General features: G+C 43.4%; 5 protein-coding genes and 4 tRNA genes. 3 read left to right on the forward strand and 6 right to left on the reverse strand.

Annotation, left to right across the window (positions count from 1 at the left end; all coding sequences use genetic code 11):
* Nucleotides 1–115 precede the first annotated feature (115 nt).
* The 4 genes from AB4512_RS16035 to AB4512_RS16050 all read right to left on the reverse strand — a co-directional run bounded on the left by AB4512_RS16035 (nucleotide 116) and on the right by AB4512_RS16050 (nucleotide 523).
* A tRNA-Thr gene (locus AB4512_RS16035) sits at nucleotides 116–191 on the reverse strand.
* Between the two features lie 13 nt (nucleotides 192–204).
* Nucleotides 205–279 (reverse strand) — tRNA-Gly (locus AB4512_RS16040).
* Between the two features lie 39 nt (nucleotides 280–318).
* Nucleotides 319–403: transfer RNA gene (locus AB4512_RS16045), tRNA-Tyr, on the reverse strand.
* A gap of 44 nt (nucleotides 404–447) precedes the next feature.
* A tRNA-Thr gene (locus AB4512_RS16050) sits at nucleotides 448–523 on the reverse strand.
* A gap of 210 nt (nucleotides 524–733) precedes the next feature.
* On the opposite strand from AB4512_RS16050, the gene coaA reads away from it, so the two are divergent.
* The gene (gene coaA, locus AB4512_RS16055) at nucleotides 734–1,657 is read left to right on the forward strand and encodes a type I pantothenate kinase (protein ID WP_017066910.1); all 924 of its coding nucleotides are present in this window, start codon (nucleotides 734–736) and stop codon (nucleotides 1,655–1,657) included.
* A gap of 7 nt (nucleotides 1,658–1,664) precedes the next feature.
* On the opposite strand, the gene birA is transcribed toward coaA, so the two are convergent.
* Together birA and murB are read right to left on the reverse strand one after the other, a co-directional pair.
* Nucleotides 1,665–2,630 carry a bifunctional biotin--[acetyl-CoA-carboxylase] ligase/biotin operon repressor BirA gene (gene birA / locus AB4512_RS16060; protein ID WP_017059800.1) on the reverse strand — a complete coding sequence of 322 codons (966 nt, stop codon included), beginning with the start codon at nucleotides 2,628–2,630 and terminating at the stop codon, nucleotides 1,665–1,667.
* On the reverse strand, nucleotides 2,627–3,673 hold the full coding sequence (murB, locus tag AB4512_RS16065; RefSeq protein ID WP_017059799.1) for a UDP-N-acetylmuramate dehydrogenase: 1,047 nt from the start codon (nucleotides 3,671–3,673) through the stop codon (nucleotides 2,627–2,629). The genes birA and murB overlap by 4 nt, the downstream gene beginning before the upstream one ends.
* Before the next feature lie 66 nt (nucleotides 3,674–3,739).
* Here murB and AB4512_RS16070 point away from each other — a divergent pair, with 66 nt between their 5' ends.
* Together AB4512_RS16070 and pssA are read left to right on the forward strand one after the other, a co-directional pair.
* Nucleotides 3,740–4,171 (forward strand): GNAT family N-acetyltransferase, encoded by a 432-nt coding sequence (locus AB4512_RS16070; protein ID WP_017059798.1) that lies wholly within the window; start codon nucleotides 3,740–3,742, stop codon nucleotides 4,169–4,171.
* A gap of 91 nt (nucleotides 4,172–4,262) precedes the next feature.
* Nucleotides 4,263–5,603, forward strand: coding sequence for a CDP-diacylglycerol--serine O-phosphatidyltransferase (gene pssA, locus AB4512_RS16075; protein WP_029235079.1), 1,341 nt, complete (start codon nucleotides 4,263–4,265; stop codon nucleotides 5,601–5,603).
* The last annotated feature ends 464 nt before the right edge of the window (nucleotides 5,604–6,067 follow it).

Genomic DNA, 6,067 nt, shown 5'->3' on the forward strand with positions numbered 1-6,067 from the left:
TCAAATTTTTCTTTAGACATGGGGTGTCCCTCTAGGTACGGATTAGGTGGCTTAAAATAAGACCACGCAACCAAAAAAAATGGTTTTCTTTATTAAAGGAGAAGAAGCTTTAGACTGGTGCTAATACCCAGAGTCGAACTGGGGACCTCACCCTTACCAAGGGTGCGCTCTACCGACTGAGCTATATCAGCACACAAAATGAGTTGGAGCGTGCAGCGGGAATCGAACCCGCATCATCAGCTTGGAAGGCTGAGGTAATAGCCATTATACGATGCACGCAACACGTAACTCTGTTTGAGCTATTTAACCTTTAGAATATGGTGGAGAGGGACGGATTCGAACCATCGAAGGCAGTGCCAACAGATTTACAGTCTGCTCCCTTTGGCCACTCGGGAACCTCTCCAAATTTTGAGCTTTCTCTCGCTTTCCTTAAAGGAAGGGAGAAAGTGGTGCCGACTACCGGAATCGAACTGGTGACCTACTGATTACAAGTCAGTTGCTCTACCTACTGAGCTAAGTCGGCACAAGTGGGGCGCATTTTATTGAATGATTTTCCACCTTGCAATAGTAAATTGAAAAAAAGTGCAAAATTCTCTGACCAAACTCCTACATACGGCTATTTAGCTCAAGGTTTACGTCTTTAACCCGCATCTAGTACAGGAAGATATTTTATTTATCTATCGCTTGATGTATTTTCCATGCACTTGTTTTGTTATCCACTATAGAGTTTTGTATGAGCCCATTTATGTCATTTGACCGCGAACGTTGGTCTGAGCTAAGGAATTTAGTTCCGATGACACTTTCTGAGAGCGACTTAAAAGAGCTTCAAGGCATCAATGAAAAGCTCACAATGGAAGAGGCAGTAGAGATCTATCTACCGCTATCTCGTCTATTGAACCTCTATGTGGCAGCCAGACAGAATAGAAACTCGGTACTCCACCAATTTCTAGATAAGAAAGAGAAAGCGCCACCTTTTATCATCGGTATTGCGGGTAGCGTAGCTGTTGGCAAAAGTACCACTGCGCGTCTGCTTAAAGCCCTACTCTCTCGCTGGGAAAACCACCCAAAAGTTGAACTAGTGACAACCGATGGCTTTTTATATCCAAACGAGGTGTTAGAAGAGAAAGGGTTGATGAGCAAAAAGGGCTTTCCTGAATCTTACGATATCAAGCGTTTAGTGAACTTTGTTTCGGATGTAAAAGCTTGCAAGAGAAATGTCACAGCCCCTGTTTACTCGCATCTTACGTACAATATTACTGATGACGTTAAGTGCGTCGACCTACCAGATGTGCTTATTATTGAAGGGCTTAATGTTTTACAAACCGGAATGAATTATCCACACGAGCCACATCGCGTGTTTATTTCAGACTTCCTTGATTTCTCACTCTATGTTGACGCTGATAGCCAACAAATCAAAGAATGGTACGTCAATCGCTTTATGAAATTCCGCGATGGCGCGTTTACTAAGCCTGGCTCTTACTTTAGTCATTACACTAAATTATCGAACCAAGCCGCATTGGACAAAGCAGAAGGTATCTGGAGTTCAATTAATGGCTTGAACCTTGAACAAAATATCCTTCCGACAAGAGAAAGGGCTCACCTGATTCTACGTAAAGGCGCAGATCATATGGTTGAAGAAGTGTTACTAAGAAAATAGTAACGCCTTAGTCGCCTTTTCTTAGCGATATCTCGCCACCAATATAGCTCTCGACACCATTCTCAGTTTTGAGCAATACAGCACCTTGTTCATCGATGCCTTGAACAACACCTTCAATTTCTCTAGGTCCAATGATCAATCTAACATTGCGACCTAAGAAATTATCCAAGCGGTTCCAACGCTCTAAAAAATTGGACATTCCTTTCAACTCGTAGTCGACAAGTGACTTATCCCAAGCATTGATCAGAGCCTGCGCTAACTGGTTACGGTCTGGCACCTTCCCATCACACACTTCTTTAAGGGAAGTCCATGGCTGGCCAATACCTGATGTTGTTGGATCCATGGATAGGTTTAGCCCTAAACCAATCACAATATGCGCAGCGCCGCCAGACTGTCCCGACAGCTCGACCAAGATACCTGCAAGCTTCTTGTCATTGTGGTAAAGGTCGTTCGGCCATTTAAGCTTTACACCTTCTACGCCCATCTCTTCCAAAGCTTCAACAACAGCTACACCAACCACAAGGCTTAAGCCCATTGCGGCAGCCATCCCCGCGTCGAGTCTCCAATACATTGAAAGATAGAGGTTTGCACCAAATGGTGATACCCACTCTCGTCCACGGCGTCCACGACCCGCAGCTTGATATTCAGCAATACAGACAGAACCCGATTCGAGGGTGTTAGTGCGCTCTAATAGGTGTTGGTTTGTAGAACCTATGATGGGAATGAGTTCAAGAGAAGCATCGCGACTAACTGCAGACAATTTGTCTTGGTCAAGCATATCCAAACGACTGGCTAGTTTGTAACCCTTGCCTTGTACTCGGTAGATATCTAAACCCCACTCTTGAATACCTTTAATGTGCTTACTGATAGCCGCTCGTGATACGCCAATCATTTCACCTAGGTCTTCACCTGAATGAAACTCACCGTCAGCAAGACATCTCAATAGTGCAAGCTTGGTACTGTGCTCTCTCATGCCAATGACTCCAAAGCCTTATCCAAGTTTGTCTCGCAGTCTCGTCCCATAAAGCGCACTTCATGTTCCAATCGAATATCGAATTTATTCAAAACGGACTGGCGCACTCGCTCTGCAAGCTTAAGGATATCCACAGCAGAAGCCTCATCATAATTGATAATAACCAATGCTTGGTTGGGGTGAACCTGAGCGCCACCTTCTGTCACACCCTTGAACTGGCATTGATCAATCAGCCAGCCAGCAGCAACTTTGATCATGTCATTACTCTCATAACCAACCATATTTGGATATAGAGCTAACAAGCGATCAAAATGATCTTTGGTGATCACAGGGTTTTTGAAGAAGCTACCCGCATTCCCTTGTACTCTAGGGTCTGGCAGCTTACTTGAACGGATAGCACACACTTCATCAAATATAGTGCGAGGGGAGAGCGTATCGGCTGCTAGGCTTTTTAACGGGCCATAGTGATTGCATGGCTCCCACTCTTTCGGCAACGTTAAACCAATCGCAACAACAATCGCTTTATCGTAGAGAGCGTGTTTGAAAATAGAATCTCGGTAACCAAAGAGACACTCTTCTTTGCTTAATCGCTTAACTGTATAAGTATCCAGACACAGGATATCGACATACTCGCATACGTCTTGTAGCTCAACACCATACGCACCAATATTCTGAATCGGAGCAGAGCCGGAACAGCCGGGTATCATTGCTAGGTTTTCTAGACCACCCAGCCCTTTATCCACACTCCACTCAACCAAGCTTGGCCAATCCTCGCCACCACTCACATGCAGTAGGTGATGACTGTCCGTCTCGGCCAGCTCAATCCCGGCTAATTTATTCACGATGACCAGGCCAGCGAAGTGCTCAGTAAAAAGCATATTACTGCCCTTACCCAGTATTAACTTAGGCAAAGCTGACCATTTAGGGTCTTTGTAAAGCGAAATAAGTTCTTCGGTAGTGGTGACTTCAACCAACGCATCACACGTCTGATCGATGGAAAAAGTATGAACATTTTTTAAACTAGCATTGAGATGGAATTGCATGGCGATATTCAATTAACTTACACTGCGGTCATTCTACAGCAGATAAACCAATGGCGCAGTGACTGAATGAACAATGTCATCATTACTCAATTAGACCCAGTAAAGGTTCCCCTAGTTAAACGTTTCTATAAAGAACATTACCCAACGGGAAAAGCGAATAAGAGTGAACTGATCTATTCGTTATTGCTGAATAACGAACTGTGCGGTGTCGTGCGTTTTCGTACAATAGAAAATAATCGCTTACTTACCGGTATGGCGATATCAAAACAACATCGTGGTCAGCAATTAGGCTCCCAGCTTATGGATTATTGTGCGCAACATACGCTTACGGAAGATGATTACTGCTTTGCGTACGCTCATCTCACCAATTTTTACGCGCGACACAAATTCGTACAAGTAGACCCTAAAGATCTACCAAATGGTTTAAGAGTTTTATACGAGCGCTATTCGAATAGCGGAAAAGATCTCATTCCTATGCATTATCAGCAAAATTGTTAGAGAATGCCTCGATTATCTAGTATTTGGTGCTATCCCTTTGGTAAAATTAAAGGTTCGCAATTTTGCATATTTTTAAGGTAAAACAGTCAATATGATTGCCAGTAGGAATCCATTCATACAGTTGCCAACCATAGCGCAGAATCCTGACAAGTTTGAAGTACTACTATCAGCGCAAGAGTTTCGAACTCGCCTACTTGATGAAATATCTCGCGCAACGACTCGTATTAGTTTAGTCGCTTTGTATCTTGAAGATGATGAGGCTGGCCGTGAGATCCTAACTGCCTTATATGAAGCAAAGCAAAAGAATCCAGAATTAGACGTGAGCGTTTGTGTCGATTGGCACCGGGCGCAGCGTGGATTGATTGGCGCAGAGTCTTCTGAAGGCAATGCAGCCATGTATAAAGAGTTCGCAGAGAAATATCAACATTCTGTGCCTGTCTATGGCATTCCCGTTCGCGGCAAAGAAGTCTTTGGCGTATTGCACTTAAAAGGCTTTATCGTCGATGATAGCGTGATATACAGCGGTGCAAGCCTTAACAATATCTATCTGAATTACCATGACCGCTATCGCTTTGATCGTTACCATGTTTTAAACAATGCAGCTCTTGCTGACTCAATGTTTGCCTACGTACACGAACAGATGGTTGCGGACAGCGCTGTTTATGACCTGGCTGATAAGAACAAGCCTGCGACCAAAGAACTGAAACCAGCGATTCGTCAGTTTCGAGCATCATTGGCAAGGTCTCAGTATCAATTCGAAGGGCAAGAGGTTTCAGCAGAGCAAGTGGCTGTAACACCATTGGTTGGTATCGGTAAAAGACGTAACCGTCTGAATCAGGGAATCAACCAACTCGTCGCTCAAGCTAAAGATGAAATCTTCATCTGCACACCTTACTTCAACTTCCCACCTAGCCTAGCTAAAGAAGTGAAGAAAGCACTTAAGCGTGGCGTAAAGGTCAGCATTGTTGTTGGTGATAAGACAGCGAATGATTTCTTTATCTCACCAGAAGAAGAGTTTAAAACGATTGGTGGTTTGCCATACCTTTACGAACTGAACTTACGCCGTTTCGCTAAAGCGAATGAAGCTCATATTGCTAGCCGTAATCTATCAATTCGACTTTGGCAACACGATTCCAATAGCTTCCACCTAAAGGGCATTTGGGTAGATAAGCGCTACATGCTACTAACAGGTAATAATCTAAATCCACGCGCATGGAAGTTGGATCTAGAGAACGGTATCTTTATCCAAGATAACTACCATCACCTAACAGACAAGTTTCAGGCTGAAGTGGATAACATCCTTCAACACACTCAGCTTATCTGTACTTATAAGCAGTTAGACAAGGTAGAGAGCTACCCGATGGAAGTTCAGAAGTTGATTCGTAAGATCACTCGTGTGAAAGCCGATAGGGTGCTTAAGCAAATACTGTAGTCGATGTATTAGAGACACTATTTATCAACGCCTAGCAAACGCTAGGCGTTTTTGTATCTACGAGATAGCTATTTAGGTTTGTTTGATGGTCTTTCGAATCAACATCTCTATTTATGCATAGTGAGTGTGATAGCTTGAAGTGTTAAGCATCCTACCTTTTCCTTAGTCAGTCTCAGGGTTCCAGATACGTGTATCAGGTATGGTTTAGATAGCAGCTAAACGAGTACCAATACGAACATAATCGACAATTACCCTTTACGTATTCAAGCAATAAAGTCTCACTCCTTAGGGCGAAGTACGTACGCGATAGAGAATTTCACATAGTAAAACAATCAGATTAGTGCTCTGCTCTATTTAGCTTAAGAGTTAGAAGTGACCACCTATATTCCCAAGCAGCACCTCCCGATATAGAGAAGTACTTCATAGCTAGCGATAAGAATCTGCTACTAATACCAATTAAAGTA

Origin of the sequence: Vibrio sp. 10N.222.52.B7 (assembly GCF_041474275.1) — a bacterium.
Taxonomy (GTDB): domain Bacteria; phylum Pseudomonadota; class Gammaproteobacteria; order Enterobacterales; family Vibrionaceae; genus Vibrio; species Vibrio crassostreae_C.